The sequence below is a fragment of the Amycolatopsis sp. DSM 110486 genome (assembly GCF_019468465.1).
Lineage (GTDB): Bacteria > Actinomycetota > Actinomycetes > Mycobacteriales > Pseudonocardiaceae > Amycolatopsis.
Genome location: NZ_CP080519.1, coordinates 6705982 through 6732045, shown reverse-complemented (window position 1 = coordinate 6732045; position 26064 = coordinate 6705982). Strand labels below are relative to the sequence as shown.

24 protein-coding genes are annotated in these 26064 nt (G+C 68.5%); all 24 read right to left on the bottom strand.

The window, feature by feature from the left end; all coding sequences use genetic code 11:
• Positions 1-62: 62 nt before the first annotated feature.
• Complete coding sequence (locus K1T34_RS33070) at positions 63-455, bottom strand: hypothetical protein (protein WP_220238673.1); 393 nt, start codon at positions 453-455, stop codon at positions 63-65.
• Positions 455-2191, bottom strand: coding sequence for a hypothetical protein (locus K1T34_RS33065; protein ID WP_220238672.1), 1737 nt, complete (start codon positions 2189-2191; stop codon positions 455-457). The genes K1T34_RS33070 and K1T34_RS33065 overlap by 1 nt, the downstream gene beginning before the upstream one ends.
• A gap of 83 nt (positions 2192-2274) precedes the next feature.
• Positions 2275-2490, bottom strand: coding sequence for a hypothetical protein (locus tag K1T34_RS33060; RefSeq protein ID WP_220238671.1), 216 nt, complete (start codon positions 2488-2490; stop codon positions 2275-2277).
• A gap of 211 nt (positions 2491-2701) precedes the next feature.
• Positions 2702-3769: a hypothetical protein gene (locus K1T34_RS33055; RefSeq protein WP_220238670.1), complete on the bottom strand. Its 1068-nt coding sequence runs from the start codon at positions 3767-3769 to the stop codon at positions 2702-2704.
• Complete coding sequence (locus K1T34_RS33050) at positions 3769-5142, bottom strand: hypothetical protein (protein ID WP_220238669.1); 1374 nt, start codon at positions 5140-5142, stop codon at positions 3769-3771. Before K1T34_RS33050 ends, K1T34_RS33055 begins: the two co-directional genes overlap by 1 nt.
• 4 nt (positions 5143-5146) lie before the next feature.
• On the bottom strand, positions 5147-7822 hold the full coding sequence (locus K1T34_RS33045; RefSeq protein ID WP_220238668.1) for a hypothetical protein: 2676 nt from the start codon (positions 7820-7822) through the stop codon (positions 5147-5149).
• A gap of 107 nt (positions 7823-7929) precedes the next feature.
• The gene (locus K1T34_RS33040; RefSeq protein ID WP_220238667.1) at positions 7930-8166 is read right to left on the bottom strand and encodes a hypothetical protein; all 237 of its coding nucleotides are present in this window, start codon (positions 8164-8166) and stop codon (positions 7930-7932) included.
• 47 nt (positions 8167-8213) lie between these two features.
• Positions 8214-8573 (bottom strand): hypothetical protein, encoded by a 360-nt coding sequence (locus K1T34_RS33035; protein ID WP_220238666.1) that lies wholly within the window; start codon positions 8571-8573, stop codon positions 8214-8216.
• Between the two features lie 13 nt (positions 8574-8586).
• On the bottom strand, positions 8587-9003 hold the full coding sequence (locus K1T34_RS33030) for a hypothetical protein (RefSeq protein WP_220238665.1): 417 nt from the start codon (positions 9001-9003) through the stop codon (positions 8587-8589).
• A complete protein-coding gene (locus K1T34_RS33025; protein WP_220238664.1) occupies positions 8996-9541 on the bottom strand; it encodes a hypothetical protein in 546 nt (181 codons plus the stop codon). The genes K1T34_RS33030 and K1T34_RS33025 overlap by 8 nt, the downstream gene beginning before the upstream one ends.
• A gap of 13 nt (positions 9542-9554) precedes the next feature.
• Positions 9555-10124 (bottom strand): hypothetical protein, encoded by a 570-nt coding sequence (locus tag K1T34_RS33020; protein ID WP_220238663.1) that lies wholly within the window; start codon positions 10122-10124, stop codon positions 9555-9557.
• 257 nt (positions 10125-10381) lie between these two features.
• A complete protein-coding gene (locus K1T34_RS33015; protein ID WP_220238662.1) occupies positions 10382-10624 on the bottom strand; it encodes a hypothetical protein in 243 nt (80 codons plus the stop codon).
• A gap of 9 nt (positions 10625-10633) precedes the next feature.
• Complete coding sequence (locus K1T34_RS33010) at positions 10634-10873, bottom strand: hypothetical protein (protein ID WP_220238661.1); 240 nt, start codon at positions 10871-10873, stop codon at positions 10634-10636.
• Positions 10870-11646, bottom strand: coding sequence for a RimK family alpha-L-glutamate ligase (locus tag K1T34_RS33005; RefSeq protein WP_220238660.1), 777 nt, complete (start codon positions 11644-11646; stop codon positions 10870-10872). Before K1T34_RS33005 ends, K1T34_RS33010 begins: the two co-directional genes overlap by 4 nt.
• A 22-nt stretch (positions 11647-11668) precedes the next feature.
• A complete protein-coding gene (locus tag K1T34_RS33000) occupies positions 11669-12445 on the bottom strand; it encodes a hypothetical protein (RefSeq protein WP_220238659.1) in 777 nt (258 codons plus the stop codon).
• Positions 12446-12513: 68 nt separating this feature from the next.
• Positions 12514-13143 (bottom strand): hypothetical protein, encoded by a 630-nt coding sequence (locus tag K1T34_RS32995; RefSeq protein WP_220238658.1) that lies wholly within the window; start codon positions 13141-13143, stop codon positions 12514-12516.
• 153 nt (positions 13144-13296) lie between these two features.
• Positions 13297-14040, bottom strand: a complete 744-nt coding sequence (locus K1T34_RS32990) for a hypothetical protein (protein ID WP_220238657.1) — start codon at positions 14038-14040, stop codon at positions 13297-13299.
• A 45-nt stretch (positions 14041-14085) separates the two neighbouring features.
• Positions 14086-14904, bottom strand: coding sequence for a hypothetical protein (locus K1T34_RS32985; RefSeq protein ID WP_220238656.1), 819 nt, complete (start codon positions 14902-14904; stop codon positions 14086-14088).
• A gap of 99 nt (positions 14905-15003) precedes the next feature.
• Positions 15004-19620: a major capsid protein gene (locus K1T34_RS32980; RefSeq protein WP_220238655.1), complete on the bottom strand. Its 4617-nt coding sequence runs from the start codon at positions 19618-19620 to the stop codon at positions 15004-15006.
• A 224-nt stretch (positions 19621-19844) separates the two neighbouring features.
• Positions 19845-20063 (bottom strand): hypothetical protein, encoded by a 219-nt coding sequence (locus K1T34_RS32975; RefSeq protein ID WP_220238654.1) that lies wholly within the window; start codon positions 20061-20063, stop codon positions 19845-19847.
• A gap of 3 nt (positions 20064-20066) precedes the next feature.
• Positions 20067-20330, bottom strand: a complete 264-nt coding sequence (locus tag K1T34_RS32970; protein ID WP_220238653.1) for a hypothetical protein — start codon at positions 20328-20330, stop codon at positions 20067-20069.
• Between the two features lie 55 nt (positions 20331-20385).
• A complete protein-coding gene (locus tag K1T34_RS32965) occupies positions 20386-23637 on the bottom strand; it encodes a 2'-5' RNA ligase family protein (RefSeq protein WP_220238652.1) in 3252 nt (1083 codons plus the stop codon).
• Positions 23630-25666 (bottom strand): hypothetical protein, encoded by a 2037-nt coding sequence (locus K1T34_RS32960; RefSeq protein WP_220238651.1) that lies wholly within the window; start codon positions 25664-25666, stop codon positions 23630-23632. Before K1T34_RS32960 ends, K1T34_RS32965 begins: the two co-directional genes overlap by 8 nt.
• 24 nt (positions 25667-25690) lie before the next feature.
• Entirely contained in the window at positions 25691-26026 is a 336-nt protein-coding gene (locus K1T34_RS32955; protein WP_220238650.1) for a DUF1360 domain-containing protein, read from the bottom strand.
• Between the last annotated feature and the right edge of the window lie 38 nt (positions 26027-26064).

Here is a 26064-nt window from a genome sequence, read left to right as displayed (position 1 = left end):
CTCGCCCTCTCCGAAACCGTCATCGGCGATGATCTCGGTGCCGTTGCTCGGTGCAGTCATGGTCACCGCCCCCGCTTCTTCGGAGCCGGGCCGTCCTCGCCGCCGCCTTCACCCTCGCCGTCGCCGAAGTCGTCGGTCTCGCTCTGCGGCTTGACCGGCTTGTCCTCGGGCGGGTCGGGGATCTTCGACAGCTCCTCGATCTTCTTCGGGTCCGTGACTTCCTTCCAGTCGCCGCCGAGCTCGAACTCCGGCAGCCACACGATCGGCGTGGAGATCGTCACCGTCTGGCCCTTGTCGTTCTGGAACACGCGCGGCGTGCCGTGCATGAGCTTGTCGAACACATCCCCGGCAAGCTCGATGATGTCCTTCGGGATGTCCTTGATGCCCTTGGGCAGGAACACCGGCCGGCCGAGCTTGTCGACCAGGTTCGCGATGAATTCGATCGGGTTACTCATCAGTTGCCTCCCCAGGCGGTGACACGGTGCCGAGCCTGGAACAGCGTCGACTTCCCGTCGTACAGGTAGATCGCCAGGTACGCGCCCATGGTCATCGTGACCTTGCCGCCGGGCGGGATGGTGAACGTGACGGGCTCGTGCGCGCCCATCGAGTCCCACATGCGGGGCCCGTTTTCGACGTTGTGGTCCTCGAACTGCTGGTGCGACTCGACGTCCATCGTGACGTCGCCCTCGATGTGCAGGCGAGTCCCCATGACGGCCTTGACGTTGCCGTTGAAGATGCGGAACTGGGCGTGCTCCAGCTGGTTGTCCACCACGACGTGCATCGGCAGGACCGGGCTCGGGTTCACGAACTCCAGCGGCGGGGCCTCCGCGATCTTGTGCCCCGTGCCGTCGACCGGGACGTTGAACGTGTTGATGTCCACCTCGTCGGTGATCGAGGTGAGGGCGATCTCCGCAGTCTGGAAGAACTTCTCCGGCACGAACAGGCCGTTGTCCTGCGCCTTGAGCGCGTTGCCCTTGTCGGGCGACACGATCACGTCGGCGGTGACGGTGCCGTCCTTGACGGTCGTCGTCGCGGTCGGGGTCTTCCCGCCCTGGAGCGGGGCGCCCCCGTCGCCGCCGCCCGTCGGGGCGGGGACGAACAGGCCGTCGTCGTTGGTCTTGAGGACGTTGCCGTCGGCCGCGGAGATCTTCGTGTCGCCAGTGACCTTGCCGCCGTCGACCGTGGTCTTGATCGTCGGCGTCTCGCCGCCAGTGACCGGGGCACCGTCGCCGGACGCGGGGGCCACGAACAGGCCGCCGTCGCCGTCGACCGAGAGCGTGTTGCCCTCCTTCGGCGACACCTTGACGTCGGCGGTGACCTTGCCGGCGTCCACGGTCGTCTTCGCCGTCTGGGTCTCCCCACCGGCGATGTCCGACGGGCCACCGTCGCCACCAGCTGGGACGTACAGGCCGTCCGCCTCGGCGGTGATGGCGTTGCCGTCCTTCTTGGACACCTTCGCCTCGGGCGTGACGGTGAAGGTGGAGCCGTCGGCGTCGACCTTGTTCACCGCGGTGGGCGACTCGCCGCCCTTGACGGTGGCCGCCGGGCCGCCGCCGGTGCCGGCGGGAACGAACAGGCCGCCGTCGTCGCCGAGGGCGATGGTGTTGCCGTCGTCGCCGGACAGCTTCGCCTCGAAGACACCGGTCTTCGGGTCGTAGGTGAGGCCGTCGCCGGCCGAGACGCACTTGCGCATCTCGTCGCAGTCGACCGCGCCACCGCCGTCACCAGCGGGCACGTACAGGCCGCCGTCACGGACCTCGAGCGCGTTGCCGTCCTCATCGGACAGCTTGACGTCGGTCGTGACCACGCCGTCCTTGACGGTGTCGGCCGCGGTCTCGGTCTCGCCGCCCTTCAGCTTCGGGGCGTCACCGCCGCCGGACTCGCCACCGCCGCCGAAGCTGACGATGTACGGGTCTTCCCAGGTGCCCGAACCGGTCAGGTCCGCGCCAGCGCCCGCTTCGATGCGGGTCTCGGACCCGTCTGCCGAACGGCAGTCTTCCTTGCGGACGAGGAGACCGTCACCGGCGACGGAGAGGAGGTTCTCAGGGTGCTTGGAGATCTTGACGTCGGTGGTGACCACGCCACCAGCCGAAACGATGTCCTTCGCGGACGGCGTTTCACCGCCCTCGACGTTCACCGGCTTGCTGTCGCCGCATCCGCAGCCGCAGCCGTTATTGCCCAGGTATGCCATGGGACGTTTGAGCCTTTCGGTTCGGGTTCCCCCACCCGATGCCGCCCATGACTATGCGTAGATCGTACTTGGCCGGTGGCCGGCTACAGGCCCTGCCACTCGGAGTCGACGACATATCCGAGAGCCGCGGTCAGCTGCGCGAGCGCGGCGGCCAGCGGACGCCACTCCTGCGCGAGCCGGGTCATCTGCTGGCTCTGGTACGTCGGGTCCGGGCCGCGGTCCTTGATCGCGACCATGACGGTGTCGACCGCGTTGTTGATCACGTCGAGGTTGCTCGCCCCGATGTCGGTGCCACCCATGTTGTGTCCCCTCTCTTACTGTGCTGGCGGTGTGCCAGCAAGCTCTACTTCGGTGCCCGTCTCCGGGTGGGAGAGCACCACGCGCCCATCCGGCGTCTGCTGCAACAGCCAACCGCCGAGCGAGTACGACCGCGCCGCTTCCAGGCGCCGGATCTGGTCCTGCATCCGCTGCAACAGCGCATCGAACGTCTGTGGGGACCGCCCCAACGAGCTACCCAACGCCACCACTCCCCGTCAGCTGCTCGGACAACGCGGTCCCCGGCGCCAACGTGACCGCGACCCGTTCCCCCTGGTCCGGGCTCACCGTCACGTCGAGCTTGGTGAGCACGAGATTCTGGTTGACCTCGCGGCACGTCCGGCTGGACCAGACCGGTACCTCCGTGCCCGGCACGAGCTCGTCGATGTCGACCGGCGCGTCCGGGGCGAGCTGCACCCCGTCCGGCACGGAGATCACCAGCGGCGGCCAACCGTTCGTGTCCACTTGGGCCTGAGCGAGCGTCTGCGCGTCGAACTGCGTGGTGACGGTCTGGTCCTGGTAGATCTGCTCCAGCAGCCCGTAGTACGGGTCTGTGCCCCCGGCAGTCGCGGTCACGGTCTGGCCAGCGACGTAGGCGCGAGTCACGGCGGACAGCCCGTCCTCGACGACGGTCAGCTCATCCATGAAGTCCTTGTCTTGCAGCATCGCCGTCCGGCTCAGCGGCTTCGGGCCGAACAGGACCAGCCGCCGGCCAAGGAACGTCGCGTTCAGCGGCCCGCGGGTGAGGTTGCGCAGCTCGGCACCGACCATCGACTGCAAAGCCTTGAAGTCGCGGGAGCCGTACACGCCGCTGGGGATGGCTTCGAGGAACGCGAGGATGCAGGTTTCGTCGTCGAAGTCGCCATCGGGGTGGGTGAGGCCGTGCTCGATCAGCCGCACCGCGATGTCGGTCAGGTCGCCGGTGAGGGTCATGTCCGCGCGCACAGCACGGAAGTCCAACCACGCCCACCGGTCGCGCGCGGGAATGGTGGTCTCGCCCGCGCCGAACACCGGGCGCACGATGGGCCCGGACCACACCTGCCGGTTGTTGCGCCAGATCACCAGCTCGTGGCGCCACGACCGCATGTTCGTCAGCAGGTCGCAGCACGAGCCGGCGCGGCCGACGGTGACGGACGCGGACGAGTAGGTGTCGAGGGCCCGGCCCCACGACAGTGCGGTGATGTCGTCGAGGTCGACGAGTTTCTGTCCCTCGCAGCGGTCGTAGATCGCGGCTTTGTGCTCGCCGCACCCGAGTTCAGCCATCACAGCTCCCTGGTGATGGTCGAGATCGTCAGGCTCGCCAGCGGGTCGATGTAGGTGGTGTCGACGTCGGCGCAGATGGTGTGCTTGACGCCGCAGGACAGGGTGATGTGTTCGAGCGGCCCGCCGCCGGACCCGTACACCTGGGTCGATGCGTTGGTCTGCACGAACCCCGGGCACCGCAGCGTCGACTTCTCGGTGACGCCGTCGATGGTGAGGTAGCTGTTCGCCGGGACGTAGGTGATGTAGTACGTGCCCAGCGCCGCGCACCCGTCCAGCTCGGCGGCGGTCTTGTCCTGCGGGTTCTGCCACACCCGAACCGACACGTTCCGCAACGGCGCTTCCCCGGAGTACACCTCGATCCGCAGCGCGGAGTCCAGCCACGCGGGGACCTTGTTCGAGGGGATCTCGATGCACTGGCGCACGACCGTGAGCGGCAGACACACACACGCCGCCGACGCCGCCGGCAACCGCGGCGGTGGCGGAGGCGGCGGGCACAGCTCGTCGGCGATGCACCCGCGCAGCGGCACGTTGCTGCCGGGCAGGCAGTCGGGGTTGGCCGGGTCGCACTCGTCGAGGTCGTTCCAGGTGATGTTGCAGACCGCGTCCTCGGTGGGCAGTGGCCACGGCTGGGCTTCGACCATCGACACGGGCTGACGCCACATGTACGGGTCGGTCGAGATCTGGAACGTCACCTGGTAGACCGGGCGGGCGCCTTCGAGACACATGCCCTGGTGGAACCCGGGCGCCACGGCGACGACGTCCGGCCCGGACACGAGCGCCGAGTTCTTCAGCGTGCGCAGCTGGACGTCGGTGTCGTAGACCGGGTCGCAGTCATCTTCGCCGCCGCCTTCACCGTCACCGTGCTCGTGTTCGCCTTCGCCGTCGCCGCGGCAGCCGATCTGGTTGGGACAGCACGCGAGGAAGCACAGGTCGTCGCCGTTGCAGCCGGCGCACTGCGAGCCGAGCAGCGCCGAGCGCAACCACACCAGCCCGTAGTCCGCGCCGCACTCGTCCTGCGCGAACAGCCAGCCGGTGACGGTGAGGGTCTTGTCCTTGGCGCGCAGGCACCCGCGCACGGCGCCGTCGCCGATGCGTTGGGTGATGGTGCGCTCGATGGGGGTGTTGTTCAGGCCGTCGATCTTCTCGATCCACAGGCCGGCGAACCGTGTCGAGCGCGGGTCGCTCTCGTCGTACCAGGGCGCCGGGTCGAGCTCTGGTGTCGTGTACGGGGCATCGTCGATCGCGTCGGGCAGGGTGTCGCAGAAGCACTGACCTTGGAGGGTGCCGCCGGCGCCGCTGTCGACGAGATAGGACGCCGTTCTGGTGTTGTTGGCGATCTCGTTGCCAGCGAAGGTCAGATAGGTCTCCAACATTGCTCTACACCACCCCTGCGGCTGCGACGTCGAGCCGCGCCTTCATCAACGCGACCGTCGCGTGCGGATCGGTCGCCGCGGTCTGCACGTGGAACACCGGCGCGAAGGTGGTCGATCGGCTGTTGAGCACCGACGTACCCACCCGGCCGGGGCCACCGCCCACACCGGGCAGCCCGGCAACCAGCGATCCGGCATCGGCACGGCCGCCGAATTGCGGCTTCGGCAGGCCGCCGGCCATCTGCCCGTTCATGCCGCGCAGCGCGGTGCGCCCCAGGCTCTTCGACGCAGCCATGACGTGCCGCGCGTGCTGGTCCATGCCGAGCACGAGACCTTCGCCGACGGAGTGGCCGATCTTCGCCATCTCCTTACTCGGGCTGTTGATCCGCAACACGCCGGAGATCGCACCGATGATGCTCGATCCGATCGAACGCACCGTCCCGAGCAGGCCGCCGAGCGCGCCGGTGATGCCGCGTCCGAGGCCGGCGACCACGTCGCGGCCGGCCTGCACGAGCAGCGCGCCGAGGTTGCCGAGCGCGGAACGGATCCGGCCGGGGATCGACGCGACGACACCGGCCACTGTGGACAGTGTGTTGCGTACGGAATTTGGCAGCAGGTTCCAGGCGGAGTCCCAGAGAGCACGCACCGCGGCGACGCCACGATCGATCAGGCCGCGGACCAGCGAAATTCCGTTCGTCACGAACCCGGAGATCGCGCTCCAGGCTTTCGAGACGGTGTCGCCGATCGACGACCAGGTGCTGTTCCAGCCGCCGATCACGTTCGAGAAACCGGTGATCAGGCCGCTGATGAAGGTCACGGCAGCCGACATCGCGCTGACGGCGCCGTTGATGATCGGCGACAGCGCCTGCCAGGCTGCCATGAAGAGCTTTAGGACCGGGATCGCGTTGGAGGCGATGAAATTCGCCAGCAGCGGCAGGGTTGCCGTGGCCAGCTGCGCCAGCGGCGGCACCAGCGGAAGCACGGAGTTCAGGACCATGACGATGGCCTGGCCGAGCTGCTGCCACACCGGCGCCAGGGCCGCGGTGACCTGCTGGAGCGGCGGGAGCAGCTGCTGCGCGACCTGCGCCAGCGGCGGGACCAGCGCCTGAATGATCGACGTCAGCGGCTGGAGGATGTCCACGCCGAGCTGAAGCAGCGGCCCCAGCAGCGGCGTCACCGCCGTGAGCAGCTGCCCGGCCGAGACCACGAGCCGGCTCAAGATCTGCGCGACCTGCGGCAGGATCGGCGCGAGGGTCGAGGCGAACACGGACGCGAACTGACCCAACACCGGGCCCAGGCTGGCCAGCACCTGCCCCAGGGAGCCGCCGAGGATCCCGACGAGCTGCCCCAGCGGGCCGAGCGCCGGGGTGATCCCCCGTAGGGCCAGGGCGAGCCCAGCGCCGAGCGCCTGAATCCCGGGTGAGGCGGCCTGGAGCGCGGACGCGAGTGCGTCGACGACCGGCACGAGCGCCGGACCGAGGGTTTGCACCAGTTGCGATGCGGCCGGCGCGAGCACGGTGCCGATGGCCTTGGCGATCGCGAGGATGACGGGCATCGCCGCCGAGGCCGCGTCTCGGATCGAGGAGAAGAACGATCCCAGCGCCTGCTGCCCAGCCACCCCCGACAGGGCCGCGTTGACCTGTCGCAGCCCGTCGAGCAGGCCGCCGAACAGTCCGCCGCCGCTGGCGGACGCGCCCTTGAAGACGGCGCCGATGATGCCGCCGACCTGCACGGCGAGTTCGCCGAGCTGCCGCAACGCGCCGAGCGCGCCCTCGATGAAGTTCTGGAGGCTGCCGGTCTCGCGCGCGGTTGCGATGAAGGCGCCGAAGCGTTGCGCGGCGCCGGCCAGGCCGGCCGCGAGCGCGGGAAGGAAGCTGGAGCCGACGGTGGCGAGGTCGCCGAACGCGGCGATCACCGGCGCGATGGCGGGCACGAGCGCGTCGGCGGCTTGGGCGATGTTGGTGAACAGCGTCGCGAAGTTGCCGCTGTTGGCCTGTTGCGTGATCCCCTGGAACAGGGCCTGGAACTGCCGGTTGAGGCTCGTGGCCACCTGCGAGAGCCCGGACGTCAGCTGAGGCAGCAGGACTTTCGACAGGCGGATGATCTGCTGGTCGATCCCGGCGAACAGGTTCTGTTGGACGGCCGTCCGGATCGACGTGAGTGCGGGTCGCAGCGCGAGGAACGACTGCACCGCCGAGCGCGCGGACGGTGCGAGCTTCGCGAGGGCCTGGGCGAGCTTGTCGGCGTCGCCGGTCATGCCGGCCTTGAGCGCGTCACTCACGCCGTGGAACCCGACCGCGAGCGTCGCGGCGGCGACTCCTGCCGCGGCGAGCACGGCGGGGAGCAGCGCGATCGCCCCGGACGCTTGCGCGACCACCCCGACGATCGCGCCGAGTCCTGTGCCGAGCACCGAGATGGCGCCGGTCAGGGCAGTGACGACGCTGATGGTTTTGATGAACGATGCGGCGAACGAGGTGATGCGGCTGGCGCCGCTGCCGATGGCGCGGCCGAGTCGGTCGGAGAAGCTACGGCCCGCGTTGTCGCCGCTCTTCGCGAACTCCTTCTCCAGGTCCTTGCCGGCCTGCTCGGCAGGTTTGCGGATGGCGCTGCGCAGGCGTGAGGAGATGTCGTTGACGTTGAGCTCGACGTCGACCCGGACACTGCCCAGGTTTGGTGTGGTCACTGCACCCCTTCACAACCGCCGCAATAGCGCGCCGGCGAGTGTTCGCCGGCGTTGCGTCGGTTGCGCCCCCCAGCGCAACCACCACAACTGTACCGATCAAGATCGTCCTACTTGGACATACCCGACGGTTTCTGCTGCATCGCCGCCATGAACGCGCGGCTGTCTTCCTCTGCCGTGGACCAGAAGTCATCCCGATCCCGCGCCACCTGGCCGGGGATCGGCTGGTTCAGCTGCGACTCGATCCGGAACCGGTCCTTCTCCTCGTGCGCCGAGGACATCAGCACCGAGTAGACGACGTTCAGCGCCCGATCCATGGGCAGGCTGAAGAAGTCGATCCCTTGCAACAGCAGCGTTCCGTCAAGCTCATCCCAGGTCGTCGCAACCCACGCGATCAGGCGGATTGCGACGTGGTAGGGCGGCCCGACAGCTCCTCGATGCCCCACTCGATCACTGGCGTGAGCTCGTCGAACGTCAGCTGCCCGGCGCGGATCTTCGCCGTGAGCGCCCGGTAGGTGTCCTCGGTGAACATCGCCTGAATCAGCTCCAGGAACGTCGCGGTGAGCTTGACGCCGTCCTTGCTGTCCTCGGCCTGCGCGAACTCGGCGGACAGGATCGCGAGCGCATCCTCCGATGTGCTGCTGTTGAGGTGGTAGACGGTGGTGTCGCCGGTGAGCTTGAACGGCTCGTTCGTCTTCTTCTTCGCGCCCGACCCGGCGCGCCTTGCGGCGACCTTGAACGTCTTCACTGCCATGGGTTCCCCTTCTCTACTTTCCGCCCGAGGGCTTCTTGCCCGTGACCAGCTCCGCAGCGCGCGTCAGGAATGGGCGGCCCTTCATCGCCCGGACACGCTTGGCGAAGATCCACTTTCCCGACTTGTCTTTCCAGGCCAGGAACTTCTTCCGCCGCGGCACGATGGGGCCGCGGCCCTCATGGACCCAGCGCGCGTAGCGGGCGCTGAACCGGATCCGCGCGGCGAGGCGCGGATACCTCCCCCGCATCTCGACGCTGCCGGACTGGCGCAGCCGGCCGGTGTCGACCGGCGCGAGCTGTGCCGCGACGCTCTGCACGGTGCTGCCGATCCGCGCCATCTGCCGATACGTCGTCGTCGACGGGTCGTTCACCAGCCGTGCCATGCCGGCCCGGTTCACCTTGAACCGCCCGACCTTCACCGAGTTAGCCATTGCACACGCATCCCCAGGCGTGCACGGTGACGGTCATCGTGCCGCCCTGGCAGCCGCCCTCGCCGCCGAGCGGGTGCCACGCGCCGATCACGTACTCGGGATCGTCGCCGAGCGGGTCGTTGTTCTGGCCCCAGCCGCAGCACATGATTGCCCGGCGCATCGCGTGCGCATCGTTGGCGGCCTTCTCCGCGGCGTTGGTGATGTCCCAGCACTTCGGGAGGTTGCCGCGCTCGTCGATCGACGGGGCGCAGCGCACGACGCCGAGCTCGACCATCACGGCCCAGCCGTTCTCGCCGCCGCAGTTCCCGATCCGGGTTGCGTCCGCCTGGGGAAACACGCGCGTCGGGTAGACCGAGACGAGCCGCGCCCACGCCATGCCCTCGCGGTCGCCCTCGCGCGAGCAGTCGTCGAGCGACACCTCGGACCCGTACTGCACGCAACAGCACTTCACCGGCGCCTCTTTGTCGAGGATCTCGCACAGGCACTCGGCGAGCCCATTCACGATGGGCCACGCGATCGGGTCGGCCACCTGCGTCATCGTCGCTCCCCCACTACCGGCCCCACGTCGTCACAACCGGGTGCGGCACGTCCGGGCTGTACACCTCAACCGGGCGCAACAGTCCGGTCGGGTTCGCGGCCTGCACCCATAGGTCCACGCTCGGGACGTTGAACTTCCCGGATGCGGCCACGGTGGTGTCGAAGTCGATCGTCACGCCCTGGCGCGTCACGGAACGCACGTTGTCGGGCAGCTTGCAGCCCTCGGAGTGCGCGGGGTTGCACGCCTTCAGCAGCTCGCACGCGAGGTCACTGGCCGCGGTGTCGCCGCCGGCCGGGACCGGCAGGCCGCTCTTGAACTCGACCGCCCACGTCCCGGGCTCCCCCAGCCGCTTCGAGAGGTCCTGGCACAGGGGGAAACAGTCGCCGCCTTCCCATACGAGGCGCCGGCCATTGTCCACACGGAACTCGATGAGCGGGATGTCGCGGCCGTCGATCTCGACCCGCACGGGCTCCGGGAGCCAGCCGGGGAGCTCGATCTCGCACACTTCGGTGCACGAGCAGCGGTGAGTGTTGCCGCAGAGGCAGTCGAGGTTGTACCACCGGCCGCCGTCGAGGATGGGCATCCACCGGTTACCGCTCCAGCTGCCGCGAACCTGGGTGGAGACGCAGGATTTGCGGCAGGGGCGGATGATCTGTGGGCAGCGCCCGAACTGGCGTCCGGACGCCGACCACAGCAGGAACACCGCGAGCCGTTTGGCCCGGTCGCGTTCCTCGTCGGTCGCTTCGTCCCACGCGGGGCAGCAGGCGGGGTCGCAAACGTCCCACTCGCAGGGAATTTGCCCCTCACCGCAACCCATGGCGGGAGTCTAGCTGAACCGATTCAGGCTGTTGCGCCACCGACCGCAACAGGCATGCCGTTGACCGAACCGGCCGCAACCACCGGCACGTCCGACACCACCGAAGCGAGAGCGTAGCTGCGCGACAGGGCCTCACGCACCAGCCCAGCAACGCGGCTGGCCGGCATGGGCGAGTCCACTTCGAGGTCCACGCGGATCGCGTCCGCCTTGGCCTGCACCCACTCGGTGTGCACGTCGAGCGCGACCGAGCAGCGAGCACCGGTCACCGTGACGTTCTACTCCTCCGACACCTTGCGGACCATCGTCAGCACACACGACGCAACCGCGCCCGTGAGGTACGCCAGCGGCGACGGCGCCTCACCGTCGTGGTCGCCGTGGGTCTCGTCGCAGATGTACTCGAACCCGCCGGCCGAGACCTGCTTCTTCTGCCCGTCGAGCATCACCGCCTGCGCGTGGATGGTGTTCTCCCAGATCGACCGGTGCTTGAAACCGGCCAGAGGGTTGCTGTTCTTCATCGGATCTCCTTCTCCAGGGCGTCGGCGATGGCACCAGCCATGTCGAACCGTTCGCCGTCTTTCGCGTCGTGGTGGGCGATGATGTCCGGAGTGGAGTTGGCCTCCAAGATCCAGTAATCGCCCTTGGTGGTGAAGTCCGGGGCGATGATGTCGAGCCCCGCAACGCCGAGGCCCGGGAACGCCGCGACCGCGCGCTCCGCCTCGCGCTTGTAGAACGGGTGGACCTGCGAGGTGATCCCCTCGTGGGACTCGTCGATCGGCTTGCCGGTGACGGGGTCGATGGTCTTGCGCAGCACCGAGACGCACTTGTCGCCGATCACCAGGAACCGCGCTTCCTGCCCGCTCACCATGGCCTGGACAAGCGCGCGGTGCGACATCGACAGTGCGACGCGGAATGCCTCGGTGAACTCGCCCTCGCCGACGTTGACCATCACCCCCGCCCCAGCGCCCGGGGACAGGTCGGGCTTGACGACGACGGGCCAACCGATCGTCTCGGCGGCGTACTTCATCGCCTGCTCACCCATGGTCGCGGTGAACGTCTTGAACTCGGGGATCGACAGGCCGGCCGCGGCGAGCAGCCGGTTCGTCTCCCCCTTGCGGAACGCGATCGACGCGGCGACCTGGGTCGTCAGCTCCGACGTCACGCCGCGGAACATCACCTTGCGGCCCTTCACGTCGGTCGTGAACGACCCCCACGAAAGCCAGTCGACCGGGTAGCCCCGGCGTTCCATCTCGTCGGCGATGAGTTTCGCCTTCGGATCCCTTGCAGTCACTTCGAACCCCCTCGTGCCGTGGTCACGCGACCACGGCTTCTACTTCGTCCACGATGTGTTTCGCGACGTTGACTCGTTCGCCGAGTTGCGCGGTGTGGTGGCCGCGGATGCCGGGTGCGGAGTTGACCTCCAGCACCGCGTACGGGCCGGGCACGGTCCAGTCCCGGACGATCACGTCCAGGCCGGCGAACCCGAGTCCTGGGAACGCGGCTACGGCCCGTTCGACCATGGCGAGGTAGAACGGGTGCACCTGCGGTGTGATGCCCTCGTAGCCGCTCCCAGGCAGCGGCAGCCCGGTCGCGGGGTCGGGAAGCTTCCGCATCACCGACACGCACCGGCCACCGACCGCGAGCATCCGAAGTTCGTGGCCCCGGGCGGTCTGCTGCACCATCACCCGAGAAGACACCCCCAGTGCCTTCTCGAACGCGGCAGCAAACTCGCCCGGTCCGGTCACGCCGATCGACGCGCCGGCCATGCGTCCCGGCGACACGGCCGGCTTCACCACGACTGGCCAGCGCTGGCGCGCGTACACCAGGGCATCGGCGGCCTGTCGACGCGAGTACACGCGTCCTTCCGGTACCGATACCCCCGCGACGCGCAACAGCCGATCGGTCATGTCCTTGCGTTTGGCCAGATGAGACGCGACCTGCGTGTTGAGTACCGAACGGGTCGCCCAGAACGGCACAGCTCGAGAACCGATCACGGCGACGAAGCACCACTTGTTCAGCCACGTCACCGGGTAGCCGCGGCGAGCGAACTCGACGGCGATGAACTCGGTGTGCGGGTCTCGAATCGACAAATCTGCCTCCCTCCGGAGCGCCCCGGGCGGCGCGCACCGACGAACGATGCGCGCCACCCCGGGATCACTCAGCGGTTGCGGCGCTTCCGCGCCAGACCGTCGGAGACCTGGCGGCAGGTGAAGCACTCGTTGCAGGTCTGGTACGTCGAGCCCATCCGGATCGGACGGCGGCAGTACCAGGCCAGCTTGAGCAGCTCACCCGGGCAGGCGTCGATCACGCCGGCCTTGTCGAGCTCCAAGATCGGGTACTCGATCTTGATGTCACGCCGCGACAGCAACGACGGAAGACCCTCCAGCGCCGAGCTCGCACGCTGCGCGGCCTGCTCGAACGACTGCCCCGGGCGCAGGTTGAACGCGTCCGAGTGCCGCGGGTGCAGCATCGAACCGATCTCCTTGTTGCGCGGGTCGGACAGGATCACACCGGCGATGAACGAGTAGATCCAGTAGTCCTTGACCAGGAACCGGATCGACCCGTAATCGAAGGTGTTCTCGGTGTAGGTGAAGTTCGTCAGGCCGTTGCGGCGCAGCCACGCCAGGACACGCTGCACGGCACGCTTCTCCGCCTCAACGCGCCCCTCGCGGTTGATCAGGTGGATGTGGTGGATGTGCAGCGGCCGACCCTCAGCAAGGGTCTTGTACGCAACGTAAGTGGAGTCGATGCCGCCAGACAGCATCAACAGAGCGGGCTTCTCAGCCACGGTATTTCCCCTCAGCCAGGGCTCCCCCAGAACGCGGAAAACCGCGCCCCCACCCTGTTGTCACGCACCGTCCATTCTAGATCAACTGGGTCACAAACAGACGTGCTCCCCAGCCCGTTTCGTTCGTGGGCTTGGGGAGCACGTCTGTTGAGGTCAGGCAGCGATCGGGAGTGCGTCCTCGCCTTCGCCGCCGCCGGGGGCGCCGTGGTGCTCGCCGTCGTCCTCGCCGTGTTCGCCGCCGCTGTGCTGGCGGTCGCCGAGCGGCTGGCAACCGCACTCGTCCTCCGGCGGCGGAACCGTCGTCAGCAGCATCCGGCCGAACATGTCCGGGTCCAGCCCCGGGTGCAGCGGCGCCGCGCCGCCGGCGTGGTCCTGCACGTCGTACGGGCCCTCACCCCACCCGCTGCCGGTACGCGCGGTGCCGGTCACGCCGAACGTCAACGCGTCGTTCTCCACCGTGAAGTCGTTGAGCACGCCACCGGAGATCCACGGCAGCACGAGATACCCGTACCGGGCCTTACCCGTGGTCCCGTCGCACGCGGTCTCGGAAAACACCCCGGTCCACAGCTCGAGCGCGAACCCGGCGGCACACGGCATGTCGCCGATGTCGAAGCCGATGTTCTCGCCCTGGTCGTTGGTGATCGGGTCGCGGCCGGTCATCATCGCGAACATGTCGGTGTCGACCGAGCAGAAGTTGATCGTCACGTCGATGCCGGTCACGCGCTTACACGACGGCACCGACACGCAGATGTCGCCAGCCGCGTTCCGGACGGTGATGTCGTCACCGTCGTCGGTCTGCGGCTGGAACTCCACGGACACGAACCCCTTCGAGACGACCTGCGAGCAGTCGCCGTAGATGGGTGCGCCGCACTCGTTGACCTTGGTGATCCGCATCATCCTGCCGCGGATCGGTGTGAAGCAAACCATTCCCCTCGTACCCTTCTACCCGCGTGCGGGCGCGAAAAGCGCAGCCAACGTCAGGCAGTCCCACCCCACGAGGAATTGCCGCTCAGCGAGCGCCACATAGTCGTTTGTCCGGGTGTTGAAGCCCTGTTCCGCGGGATCCGGCACGTCCATCACGGGGCCTCGCCACACCGTCACCGGGCCGGTTGCGTACACCCAGAACGCTCCGGCCGGTGCCTTTGAACCGTCGGGGCCGGTGTTGGCTTCGGTGTAGCCAGTTCCGATCGCGACGGGGATTCCTTCGGCGGTGACGACCCGCCCGCCCTGGGCATGCATCAGGTGCAGCCGCATGTGCGGCGCGGCCGCTCTGGGGATGTGCAACACCGGATCGCCGGCCAGGTGGATATCGCTTGCCTGGTACAGCTCCGACAGCAGCGATGCCGCGTCGTGGACGGTCCCGAGGCTTGGCGTGTTGGTGTCGGCGAGCCGCGGCACGTTGTCGCTGGCCCCGGTCCACACCCCGTACTCGACGGCGTGCTGCTCCCCCAGCAGCAGGTGTTCGCGGGCGCGGGCGGTCGCCTCGGGCATGTTGTAGCCGACGAGCTTGCAGTCGAACGAGCCGTACACGTTGATCGGTGTGGCGGTGACGGTGGCCGGCTGCTCGGTGAGTCGCTTCTCGCGCGGCTTGTCCGGCGGCGGGCAGTCGTGCCGCCACAGCGATGGGTTGTCGCACGGGTAGGGCTGCCACTGCACGCCCATGAACATGTGCGGGTCAGCCACGTCCACAACGGACGCCACGCTGAACAGCCCAAACAAGTGCGGTGTCCGAGGCAACGGCGGCACCGTGACGCTGGCCATGTCGCTATCCGTTCGCTGGTAAGAAAAGTGGGGTGACCCGGTGGGGGTCTGTGGGGGAACCGTGTCGGGCGGCCGACCCCCACCGGGTCACGTTGTGGGTCAGCAGCAGTTCGCCCCGGAGAAGGCGAAGTGGCCACTGACGGGAGACGCGGGGATTCCCTCCGCGACCTCCAGGCGGAACGCCTGCGAGACCTTGCGGTCCTCGGAGACGTAGTTGAGCGTCATCGAGCCGAGCTCAATGTCGGGAAGCGGTCCCGGAATCGGCAGCGTGAGCGGCACCTTGGTGTTCTCGGGCAGCTCGACCGGGATGTCGATCTCGTGACCGGCGATCTTGACGTAGAGGCCACCGAGCTTGGAGCCGGTGACGTCCTTGCCGTTCTCGTCGACACCGCATTCGGTCTTGACGGTGTCGAGCTTCATCACGAAGGCGCCGTCGCCGATGTTGACGTCGATGTTGTCGCAGGTCGTGATCGCGTACGGCCGAAGCGGCGCGATCTCGTTGCGGAACGTCCCGATCGAACCGACGCCAGGCAGCACCATCCGGGGGCCGCGCACCAAGTCCAGGTGCCCGTCCTCGGTTGGCTGGGCCGCGAACATCCCCACCGGGTCCATTCGCATGTCCTTGCCGCCGACCTTCATCTCCATTTCGAGGCCATAGGAGATGGGCTTCTTCTGGTCCAGGCACGGAGCCGGGTCGGGCCGGTTCTTCTCGCAGCACGCCGCGGTGACGATGTCGATCTCGCCCTGAATCGGCGACTCGATCGGCAGGTCCTTACCAGCCTCGATGTGGATGAGGGTCACCCGATCGTAGGTCTGGTAGTTCAGCACCATCTTCCCGATGATCCCGAGCGGCGTGATCAGCGGAATCGTGGTGTTGGGCAGGACCTCGGCCGGGATTTCCAGCGCCTGGCCCAGGAACTCGGCCTTGAACCCACCGAAGCTCGCGTTCTTCTCGGTGGGCGTGCACGACGCCTTCCACACGTCAGCGGAGAGCTTGAGCCCGCCGATCTCGAACGACACGTCGAGGCACGACGCCTCGGCGGTGCCGGCCTTGACGTCCACAGTGGCCTTCTCTTCACCGACGGACCCGAACCCGGGCACGTTGATGTTGATCGCGCTGGCGTCCGGGTTGTCCGCAGTGGCGCGCGGCAACACCGGCAGCTCGATCTTCTTGCCACCGATCGTGACGTCCGCCGACAGCATCGACGCCGACAAGCACGAGTTGTCGCCGCCGGGCGCCGGTGGCTCCGGTGTCGGCTTGGGCTCGGGCTTCGGTTCGGGCTTCGGGGCTGGCGGAGGAGTCGGCTCAGGCTTGGGCTCAGGCTTGGGTTCCGGCTCAGGCTTCGGTTCCGGCTTGGGCTCTGGCTTCGGCTCGGGCTTCGGCTCCGGCTTGGGTGCCGGGGGCGGCGTCGGCTTGGGCTCAGGCGTCGGCTTCGGCGGCGGAGTCGGGGCCGGCGTGTCGCCGTCCTCGCCTTCGCCGGTCCCTGTGTCGTTCCGCGGCGAGCAGCACGACACCGCAACCGCCTCGTAGGACCCGGAGATCGGCGACGCCGGAACACCTTCCAGCAGCTCCCACCGGAACACCGCAACATGCGAGTCGTCCTGGTAGTTCATGATCAGCTTGCCGATGGTGATCGGCAGCGGACCAGGCAGTGTCAGGGCGATCTCGGTGTTCGGGTCCGGGTTGCCCGGGATCTCGATGTCCTTGCCGGCCACGGTGAACGTGAGCCCACCGAAGTCACCGTTACGTCCGTCCGGCCCACAGTGAGCCTTCAGGAAGTCGGCCTTGACCTTGATGAACCCGTCGCCGATGTTCCAGTCGATCAGGTCGCACGTCGAGACGGCCGTACCCGCCTTCGGGTCGACCTCGTTGCGCCAGCTGCCCACGGTCCCGATGTCCGGGATGTCCATGTGCGGACCGTCCTGGCGCGGGTTGTCCGGCGTCGCCTCGTACGTCGGCCCGAGGTTGATCGTCTTCCCCAGCACCTTCATCTGGGCGTGGACGCCAAACGCGGACAAGCACGAGTCGACCGGTGCCGGGTCAGGCTCCGGGGTCGGCGGCTTCGGCGTGGGCTTCGGCGGCTTCGGCTTCGGGGGCTTCGGCTTCGGCGGAACAGGCTTGGGCGGCTTCGGAGGCTCCGGGGTCGGCTCCGGAGTCGGGGCCGGAGGGTCCGGAACCGGCGGAGGCGGCGGCGTCGGCTTGGGCGGCACAGGAACCGGAGGGCGCGGAGTCGGGTGCGGCGGGACCGGCTCAGGGGACTCCCCTTCGCCTTCTCCATCACCACCGCCGTCATGCGGGCCCTGCGGGCTGTCCGGGCAGCACGACGCGGTGACGAACTCGAACCGCCCGGCAACCGGGTAGCCCGCCACGTCGTCGTCGAACTCGACCACAACAGCCGTGGTCTTCATGGCGTCCTGATAGTTCAGGATCGCCCGCCCGACGACCTGCCCACCCGAGGTCAGGTCGACCGTGGTGTTCGGTGCCGGGTTCGCCGGCAACTCGACCTCGTGCCAGCCCACCTCGATCTTGAGATCGACGAGGCTGGTCGTCATCTCCTGCTGCGTGCAGTCGACGTCGATGCTCGTGGCCGAGATCGTGAAGAACCCGTCCGCGAACGACAGCCGCATGTCCTTGCACGCGGCCGTCGCCATTCCGGCGGTCACGTCAACCTCCGATGTCACCAAACCTGCGGTGCCGAAGCTCGCTTCGGCGTGTGCCGCGGATACGCGGGGGTTGTCGGCGGTCGCCTGCCAGAACGGGCCAGACGACAGCTCGACACCCCCCACGGCCGCGTTGAAGGCCGCGATCTGCGCGTATGGGCAGTCGGGCTTCGGGTCACCAGCCGGCGGGTCAATCCGCCCGTCGCCGTCCCCACCGTCTTCGCCCTCGCCATCCCCGTTTCCGTCCGGAGGCGAGGGCTTAGGAGGGTTTGAGCCTCCCGCAGGCAGCTCGGTGAAGCATGCGATCGGGTTGCCGCAGTGCGTCGCACCGCTCGGGCACACCGGCAGCGTCACCACGCGCGAGTTGGTGCACAGGTTCGCGACGAGCATGGCCTGCTCCGTGAACAGGCGCGTGAACTTGTTCCGCTTGATCGTCACCGAGTCGTAGAGGGTGTCCAGCTCGATGACCGGCTCGAGACCCCGGACCCACGAGCCATCGCGGTAGAGCAGGTACCGGATGTCGGACGGCCATGCCTGGGAGACGCCGGGGGCGCCGACGTGGTCGGTCTGCCAGCCCTTGACCCACTGGATCTGGGCGATGCCGCGCTCGGCGAACAGGCCGTCGATGTACTGGTCGGTGACGTTGAGCAGGTCGACACCGGTGCGGTTGGCCAGGTCGGCGCGGATGATCCCTCGCACCCACCGGGGCAGGATGATCACCAGCCGGTCGCTCTGCCCGAGGAAGTAGTCCCCGCGCAGGTCTTCGACCTGGTACTCGATGCTGTTGAGCAGGGCCGCGGTGAAGCCGGAGCCGGCCAGCAGGTCGTGGTTGTACACGACCGGCGTCGAACCGGCTTCCATGCGGGCCAGGGTCACGGCGGAGATCCGGACCGCGTGTGCCACGAGGACACCGCGGACGAACCGCTCGACCCATTCCGGGAAGGCCTTGGCCATGAGGATGCCGGCCTGGATGCAGGCACCTTCGACGCAGGCGCGTTCCTCGATCGGGTCCGGGCACGGGATTTCCGGGCACGGCTTGTCGACGCCGCGCATCAGCTCCTGCTCGCAGAAGCCCCAGATGAACGGGTCGAACGCCGACATGTCCGGCGACGGGAAGAACTGGATACCGCCGCGGGTGATCGGGATCTCCGGGAGGCTGACGAGCTGGTCAGCGACCTCGGGCTCGCACAGGTCGTAGATCGTCTCCGACGGGGCGCACCATCCGCCGGCGGCGGTGAGCACGTCGCGCGGCTGCTCGCGGTTGTCCTGGTACTGGCGGACCGCCTCCAGCATGCGGCGCGTCACTGCGGCCGACGAGTCGGAACGGGTCACCGGGGCGTCGAATGCCTCGATGTGCGCGCGGGCGACCATCGCGGACCGTTCGCCCTCGACGACGGCGATCGACTCGGTGCGGCGGATCAGGGCGTCGGCGACCTCGGAGCCGGAGCCGAAGCGGGCACCGGCCGAGAGGCCGGAGATCTCCGCGCCAGCGGTGAGGACGCGGTACCACTCGCCACGCTGCGCGACTGCCGGGGCGGTCGGGGCCGGGGCGTTGGCGGCGATCTGCGCGACCGACGGGCGGTCAGCCGATGCGGCGACGGTGACGCTTGTCGGGCCGGGTGTGGTCGTGGTCAGTGTGAATCCCTGGCCCGGAGCGGCGGGCGTCTGAGGCATGGCCGGTTCGACCACGGCGGAGGCGTCGGGTGCGGTGGTGATGTCGGCAGCGACCTGCGGTTCGCCCTGGGCGGTGTCGGTCTCGATGACCGGTGCCTGCTGGGCCTGCTCGGTCTGCCGCTGCTGCACTTCGGCGCGGCGCCGCTGGGCATCCTCGAAAGCGTTGATCGACGAGGCACGTTGGGCCTGGGCGTCGTCGCCTTCCTGGATGATGGTGCCAACCTGCGGGAGCGACTCGGCGATCTTCGCCATCTCGGCGTTGATCTCCGGCGTCGGGTCTTGCTTCGTCAGCTGCTCGAACCGTGACAGGAGCTGGTCTTCGAGTGCGACCAGCTGGTCACGTGTGAGCGCGCTGAGATTCTCTGGAATCTCGGGGGGCATTTTTCCCTCACACGTCGGGGCGCGTACCCAAACCCGAGTTTCACGAGGGCAAATAGGAGCCTGGGCACGCAAGAACAACAACACTTCTTGCTGTGCGCCCGGCTCCATAGAGAGTCCAGCAGCGCTGTCTTGACCTGCGACCATCAGGGTTGCTGGAAGACTGCGGAAAGCATACAGCCCGGTTGCGCGGGAATGCGCAACCGGGCTGTATGCGGCGTTTTCGATCAGGCGTAGCTGGAGACCACCCGGCCACCGTTCCACAGTTCGGCCTTCATGAGCCGAGCCTTGGTGTCGGCGTCCGTCTGGCTCTTGGAGCGGTAGCGCACGACGCCGCCGCGCTTGACCTCGAAGTACGGGTCATCGCTGGCGCCGGTGCTGGCGGCGGCGGCGCCGGCCGTCGTGGCGGGCGCGGCCTTCTTGCGGCCACCGCAGTTGCATCCCACTGCTTAGTTCCTCTCATCCTTACCCGGCAACGGGTTGTGCCGGTCGTGTCCCGGGCTGGGCACGTGCGGCAGGTGCACGTCCGGCGCCTTCGGCAGGTGCGGGTGCGGCACGTTCACCTTGGGCGGCTCGACGTGCGGCAGCTTCGGCACGTGCACGTCCGGCAGGTCAGGCTTGGCTGGCAGAATGTCCCCTGCGGTCTTCTTCACCAGCCAGAGCAGACCCTTCTTGTAGGCGTCTTTCGCCTTTTCAATCAGGTCATCCAACATCGTTCATCCCTCGAAATCATGGCTCCCCCACACCCCCAGGGTAGATACCCCGGATTTATCCGGTTCGAACTTCCTTGTACCGGCGAACCTTGCGCACGAATGCGTCACGCTTCGCAGCCGTCACGGCCGCGATCGCGTCGGAACGGTTTTTGTCCGCCGCCATTTCCGCTTTCAACTCGGCAAACAGTTCCTTCGCCGTGGCCTTGACGTCGAGCGAGCGCGCACCGTTCTCGTCGACCAGCGGGATGTGCGCCACGAGCGCCAGCGCCCGTGACTCGCCCTCGGAGTACACCTCGACGTCGGCGGAGGCGGTCACGGCGACGTTGGTGGCGTCGAGCGGGGCGACGGGGTAACCGGGGTCGTCGACGCCGACCGCGGCCATCAGCTCCAGCGACACCGTCCGCCACTCGCCGGAGATGTGCCGCAGATCGGCCACCTGCTGCTCCGTGACACCCGGCATGAGGTGCCCGGCGACCTGGATGCCGTGGTCATCCTCGTAGGCGCGCACGGCAGCGACGCGAGTGCAGGCCTTCTCGTGGTAGTCGCGGGCCTGGTCCTCGCTGACGTCGATCGGGGCGTGGTCGCAGCCGGCCAGCAGGTATCCGACCTTCACGACGCCCGGGTTGGCGCCGTCCGTGCTTGCCGAAACCGCGTGGTCGTACTGGTGGAAGGCGGCGTAGTCGATGCGGGACCGCGGCGGGCGGACACATTCGCCGCCGATGCCCCGGTGGCACGACGCCCACAGGGCGATGTTGCCGTACAGCTGCCCGTCGGGGGTGACGGTGATCGGAGTCGGCTTGGTCAGGTTCCGCTTGTCGAACACCGACAGGTCCGGCCGTTCGGGGGCGTTGGCGATCGCGCTCGAGATGATGTTCGCGGCTTCGGCCGCCGCGGCGAGCGTGGTCTGCGGGCCGGCTTCTCGGTCGGTCGCCTTCGCGCGCAGGTAGGCGGTCGCTTCGGCGGCCACGTCCGGGTCCACGGGCGGCGCGGTGTTGCCTTCTGTCTCGGCGTCGTTTTCGGTCTCGGTGTCGGGCTTCTCAGCGGTGTCGGTGTCTGGTTCGGCCACCGCGACGGCGGCGGTCACCGCCTCGGCATCGGCGTCGGCGGATGCCGTGGTCACTGGGGTGTTGGTGTCGTCCATCGTGCTGTCCTCGTTCTCAGCGGGATCGGTCGTGTCGGTTGCGGCCCCGCCAAGGGGGTAGTCCGCGGTGTCGCTGGTGAAGGAGACGCGGAGCCGGTCGAGCGTCATCGGCCCGGTCTGGTCCAGGGCGCTGGTGTCGCTGCTGTCGTAGGCGGCCGTCACGTGCGGGATCCACGGCGAGTGCTGCTCAGGCAGGGCCATGTTCGCGCCGGCGAGGGCGTCCATGACGGCGTCGTGGAGGTCGACCAGGCCGCCGCTGTTGTCGCCGATCAGGTACGTGACGCACGGGGAGTCGCCGGTCGGGTTGAACGCCGACGGCGCCCACGCGTTCGCATCGACCGGCTGGGCCTGCGATGCGATCTGCTGCACGATCTGCGCGACCGCCTGACGTTCCTCGTCGGACCAGTCGGCGCCGTCGCCCAGAAACGCCAGCGTCACGTGCAGCTCGTCGGCGGGGATCCCGCCGTCGACCGCGAGCCGGGCCGCGTCCTGCTCCGAGGGCACGAGCGCGACCATCGCTCCTTGGCGCGCCTTGTTCATCGAGTCGCCGGCGGGGTCGTCGCTCGCGTCCGGGCTGTCCACAGTGTCGGTCTGGGCCGGCTGGTCACCGCTGGCCGGGTCACTGCCGACGTTGAAGGCCGCGGTGTGGCTCGCACGGTTCCACGGCGGCTCCATGGAGTCGTCGCCGAACTCGCGCGCCATCTTCGCGTACCAGGCCGTCAGGCGTTCCCGCAGAGCCGCGGCGTCGTCTCCCTCGACCGCGTGCAGGGCGTCCGCGGCGGCGAACACGGCCTCCGGAACCGCGACGAGATCGCCATCGACGACGTCGGCGTATCCGACGGCCGGCTCGTCGCCGTCGCGCCTGAAGTAGCCCCGGTTCTCCTGCTCGGCGTCTCCTGCTGCCCAGTCGGCCACACGCTGCGCCGCGGCCTCCGGGTCCCACGGGTGGTCTCGGGCAGCGAGCGGCAGATCATCGCCGATGACCGCCGCAACGATCTCGGCGGCGTCGTCCTCGGTCGTCTCGCACGGGCATCCCACGTCGGCGGTCCTTCCTTTGTCCTCCTGCCCTGGAGACACGCCGAGAGCGATCTTGTGCAGATTCGCGCACAGCCCGGCGAGTTCGTTGGGCTTCTTCACGTACTTCCGGAGCTGGCGTTCGCACCGGTAGAAGTCCTTGGGCTCGCCCCAGCGGATCTTGGCGGCGCCCTCCCCCTTGGTCCAATAGCGCACCAACTGGGCAGGGAGCCGCGTCAGCGCGACCAGCGCATCCATGTCGGTGGTGTCGGCGGACGCGGTCTGCGTGTCGCCGCGGAACTCGCGTTCCATCGCTTGACGCTCCTGTTCGATCAGGTGATCCGAGATGTCCACGGGCTGGTCGGCGAACACCGGGACCACGGTGCAGCGGCACGAGATGACCTCTTCTGCGGGACCAGTCGGGTCTCCCGGGTAGCGCAGATGCGCGCCGCCGACGGTGAACCGCTCCCCCGATTTGACGGTCTGGCGGTGGGCGGCGCGGTGGGATTCGCGGGTGCGGTCGTCCATTGTGGCCAGCCACATCCGCTGCAACGGCTCCCCCAGCTCGTGCTCGGCGATGCTGATCGAAGCGTCCTGGGCCGCGTTCCACGACGCGGTGGTTTCGGTCCGGGCGATCACCGACGCGCGCGGCGCCCACCGATCGATCCCGAGCGCGCCGGCGACCCGGTCCCGCAGGTCGGCCGGAGACTCGTTCAGCCTGTACCCGGCGTCGAGCTCGTGCTTCACGACGTCCCACACGTTGTCCGGCACGTTCTTCAGCCGGTTGGAGGCGTCGCGGGTGTACTCCTGCGCCATCTCCCGCACCTGGCGGCGCCGGGACATGGCGACCGTGCGCCACTGCGGCTTGTCGTCCTCGCGGGGCAGGTTCCCAAGCCGGTCGATCGCGAGCCGCTTCACCGCACCGGTCAACCAGGTGATGACCTTCGCGAGCGCGCGTTCCCATGCGCTGCGCGCCGCGGCCCGGACATCGTCGGCGTTCGGGTTGCCGGCCGCTCCGTTGACCGCGGCCGTGGCTGCGCGGAGCATCGCGGTGACCGCGCGCCGGACCACATCGGCGATCTGCTTCTCGAGCTTCGCGATGGCGGCTTCGTTGCGGGCGTGGAGGCGCTGAAGGTCGTCGGGGTCAGGCATGGACGCATTCCCCGAGCGTTTCGGTCAGCCGGTTCGTGCAGTGCGGCTTGCGTTCCACGATCAGCTCGGCCGTGTAGTTGACCAGCGTCGCTTGCAAGCATTCGGGGTTGCAGTCGTGCAGGGCGGCGATGCGCTGAACGGCGCTGAACCGCCCCCCGAACGCGGCGATGGCGTGTTCCTGCGGCGTCTCGTGCTGCTTCCGGTCGCCGCAGATGGGGTGTTCGAGGTAGATCGCCTGGGTCTCCAGGCTGCGGGTGGCGTTGACGCGGGACCGCTTGCGTTTGCGCCACGCCGCGCCCGCGCGGCCGAGCGCGCCGGACACCACGACGTCGCACGCCGCCACGAGCGCATCGGACACGAGAGGCTGTGGCTTGCGTGGGGCGAGCGTCTTGGCGTTGTTGTCCGTTGGCGTCCGGGGCTGCAAGTCGGGCACCGGTGGGGCGTCGGCGTGACGCTTGTCGGTGCGCTGCGCCGCTGCCTCGGCGCCGCCGGTGTCGGCCGGGTGCGTCCCGGCCGGCTGCTCACGCGAATCCGTGGCGTCGTCGGCCTGGCCGGCAGGGTGGGTCAGCTGCTCGGTGATCTGCGTGACCGAGTCGGGCACCGTGACTCCGAGAAGCTCCGCCATCGCGGGCAGCAGCGCGGGGTTGACCGTGACCGCCCGGTACGCGATCTGGCGCAACAGCTCGTCACCCTCGGGCGCCTGCCCGTCGCGGAGCCCGGTCGCCTCGCGAAGGGTGTCGCCGTCGATCTCGCCGCGGTCGTAGAGCTGGATCGCGTTCTCCGACCGGTCCGGCTTGGCTTCGAGCTCCGCCAGGTCCCATCGGACCAGGAACTCTTCGCCCAGGGCCGGGACCACGTAGGCGCGGGTCAGGGCAGAGGCGATCGCGGCGACGCGGCGGACGATGTGGGTGCGGGTCGATTCGTCCTGGATGAACTCGGCGTTGCTGTACTTCACCCCGGAGAAGCCGGTCATGACCTCGGGCGCGAGGTCCATCGACATCGCGACCCGTTTGAGGTTCAAGTTGCGGAACTCGTTGATCACCCCGGTCAGGGGGTAGTCCAGCGTGAGGTGTTGCAGCGCCTCCCCGGGCGGCATCGTGAGCAGCACCGGAAGCACCGCGGCTGCGGTGCCGGGGTCGGTGATGTTGGCCTGCCCGACGGTGGCGAGGACGTGCATCAGCGGGTCCATGCCCTCCGGGACGTCCATTCCGGGCGGCGCGGCGGTTGAAGCTCCCTGCGGGACCTGGAGGATTCCGGCCGACGCGATGCGGGACAGAAGCGTGGACTGGACGTACTCGTCGAGGCGGCACAGCTCCCGCAGGTAGGGCATTGCCGGGCGCGTGGAGGAGTCGACTTGCCATGCGCGGCCGGGGTGCCGGTCCCACATGTGGATGACCAGGGTCCCGTTCTGCAAGCGTTCCTTGCGTGCCCCGCCGCGGTCGACCAGGTACGGCGATACGCCCTTCTTGCCACCGCCGGATGCGGCGCGGCGCAGCTCGGCGTTGTCGATCTTGAAGTCCTGGTCCGAGTACACCGCCCACCCGTCGGTGTCGGACACGGTGATCAACGACTGGCCGGCGATCATGCCCTGTACCCCGAGCGCGAACTTCAACTCGGAAGACATGGTCTCGCCGCCGAGGAGGTCACGCGACAAGGCGGCAGCGTTGCCGGTCTCAACTTCGCGGGGGATGCCTTCGTCGTCGTACTGAGCAATGAACATGCGGGCGAGCGCGACCGCGCGCCCGTTCTGGCCCGCGACGTAGTGCAGCTCACCGACGGTGTCGTAGTACTGCCAGCACTCGGATTCCCAGCCTTCGGCGTTGTTCGGCCTGATCAGCCGTCCAGTCGGGGGGTCGCCGATGCGGTACGCCGCGGCGGTCGAGATCAGCGCCTTGTTCGCGGCGTCGCGCCACATCTCGGTAACGCGTCCCTGCGTCTCGGCGTCGGCGTTGATCTCGGACGCTACCCGTGCAGCGCGGTCAAGCTCGCCGTTGGCCCACGCGTTCTCTGGTGGCTTCTGGCGAGCCACGCTTCACCCCCTCGCCCGGTCGGATCAGTCGTTGGTTCGGTTCACCAGAACGGATGCCAGGAACGAAAGTCCGAAGGCGTCTGCGGCGACCTTCCACATGCGACGGTCACCGAAGGCGTGCGCGGAGGCGGCGACGGCGGCCGACACCCAGAACCCGGAACACCAGGTGCAGGTGATGAGCTTCGCGATCGGGTGCGGGTCGTTCTCGGCCTGCTCGGCGGAGTAGTTCTCCCCGTGCTTGCGGGTGTTTGCCCAGATCTCGACCTTGGAGCGAGGGACGTCGAGGAGACTGTCCAAAGCGACCAGACGCGTCAGTCGCGCGGCGGCTCCTGCGGCACGGATCGCGGTTTCGAGCTTCATGGCCAACCCCCACATGAATCGATACAGATGGCTGGCGA